The sequence below is a fragment of the Ursidibacter arcticus genome (assembly GCF_009761375.1).
Taxonomy (GTDB): Bacteria; Pseudomonadota; Gammaproteobacteria; order Enterobacterales; family Pasteurellaceae; genus Ursidibacter; species Ursidibacter arcticus.
In genome coordinates this window covers 1-1,908 of sequence record NZ_LEKM01000164.1, presented here as the reverse complement: position 1 = coordinate 1,908, position 1,908 = coordinate 1, and the positions used below count along the sequence as shown (strand labels likewise).

The following is a 1,908-nucleotide window of genomic DNA, read 5'->3' as shown; positions in this document are numbered from 1 at the left end:
GGGGTTTGTCATCAGTCTAAAGGATATATCCCACCGCCTTTATCTTTATTTACTCATTTCAGAATGATAGGCTTTTTTTGCCTTATCAAAAGTTTCAGTGATCGTCTCTTTAGGTGCTGGCGTAATCAGTGACACAATCACAATCGCAATAGTCGCCAAAATAAAACCAGGGATCATTTCATAAATACCGCTATTTGGCACAACATCATTCCAAAATACCACTACTAATGCACCTGTTAGCATTCCAGCCATTGCCCCTGCCGTATTCATTCGTCTCCAAAACAGCGATAAAACCACCACTGGCCCAAAAGCACAACCAAAGCCAGCCCAAGCGTAAGAAACTAGACCTAATACTTTACTATTTGGATCTTGAGCTAATAAAATTGCCAACACCGAAATTGCTAACACCATAATACGACCAAGCCACACTAGCTCTTTTTGACTTGCATTTGGACGTAACATTCCTTTATAGAAATCTTCAGTAATCGCACTTGAGCAGATCAATAATTGGCAACTTAGCGTACTCATTACCGCCGCTAAAATTGCGGATAATAAAATCCCTGCAATCCAAGGGTTAAACAATAATTTAGAGAGTTCAATAAACACTTGCTCGTGGTTCTGATTAACCACAGCAGCTTGCTCAGGATTTGCAAAGAAATAAGCCTGTCCGAAGAAACCAATTCCAACCGCACCAAATAAGCAGATAATCATCCAAATCATACTAATACGGCGTGCGTTAGGAATAGATTTCACACTATCTGCTGCCATAAAACGTGCCAAAATATGCGGCTGTCCGAAATAGCCTAATCCCCAAGCGGATAGGCTTAATAGCCCAATAAATGTTGTACCTGTAAATAAATCAGTGAAATCCTTATTAACAGCTTCCCCTGCTTGTACAATCACAGTATGTGTTTGCTCAAAGCCCCCCAAGTGAATTAATACGAAAATTGGGGTTAAAAAGAGTGCAAATAGCATTAAAGTCGCTTGGATAGTATCTGTCCAGCTTACTGCAAGGAAACCACCAATAAAGGTATAAATAATTGTTGCTAATGCACCATACCATAATGCAGTGGAATAAGGCACACCGAATAAGTTTTCAAATAAACGCGCCCCAGCAACTACGCCAGAGGCACAATAAATGGCAAAGAAGAAAAGAATAATACTGGCAGAAACAATTTTAAGAACTTTGGTGTTGTCACCAAAACGATGATGGAAATAGTCAGGTAACGTCAGTGCATTGGCATTATATTCCGTGTGAACACGCAAACGCCCAGCAACAAAAAGCCAGTTTAAATAAGCCCCAATCGTTAAGCCAATCGCAATCCAGCCCTCGACTAAACCAGCCGCATAAACTGCCCCAGGCAGCCCCATTAATAGCCAACCCGACATATCCGATGCTCCAGCGGAAAGCCCTGTTACAAAGCTCCCCAAACGGCGACCACCAAGAATATAGTCTGATAAATTATGTGTAAAACGGTAGGCAATAAAGCCGATTAAGATCATTCCGATAATATAAATTAGGAATGTGGTTGTTGTTGGATCAAAACCAAACATAGCCCAGTTCTCCTATGATAAGTAGATATAAAGCATTAAATATAACAGGAAAATCCAGCCTATGTATAAATGGCACATTGAAAGCCTAAAATTTATCCATTAATGCGACAAGGGCATTATAGCTTAAACAGCGAAAATCAATTACAACATTTTAACAATTATGAGAAGTGCTTAACATTTTTCTTTGAATATATTTTTATTAGAAAAATATAAGGGCAAATATAATTTGCCCGAGACCGCTGACAAACCCCAATTTGTTGTATCCAATTATACTAAGGTAATTTTACCCATTTTATTACTATTAATTTCGCCAGAAATAGTACTCTTATCTAATGTTTTAGCAAAATGAGCATT

General features: G+C 38.8%; 1 protein-coding gene. It reads right to left on the bottom strand.

All coding sequences use genetic code 11. The annotated features are described in order from the left end of the window. Positions 1-45: 45 nt before the first annotated feature. Entirely contained in the window at positions 46-1,554 is a 1,509-nt protein-coding gene (putP, locus tag A1D25_RS07345; protein WP_157395047.1) for a sodium/proline symporter PutP, read from the bottom strand. Positions 1,555-1,908: the final 354 nt, after the last annotated feature.

Bases quoted from the DNA above. Each gene is read 5' to 3' on its own strand.
- putP (WP_157395047.1), bottom strand. From the start codon at position 1,554: ATGTTTGGTTTTGATCCAACAACAACCACATTCCTAATTTATATTATC.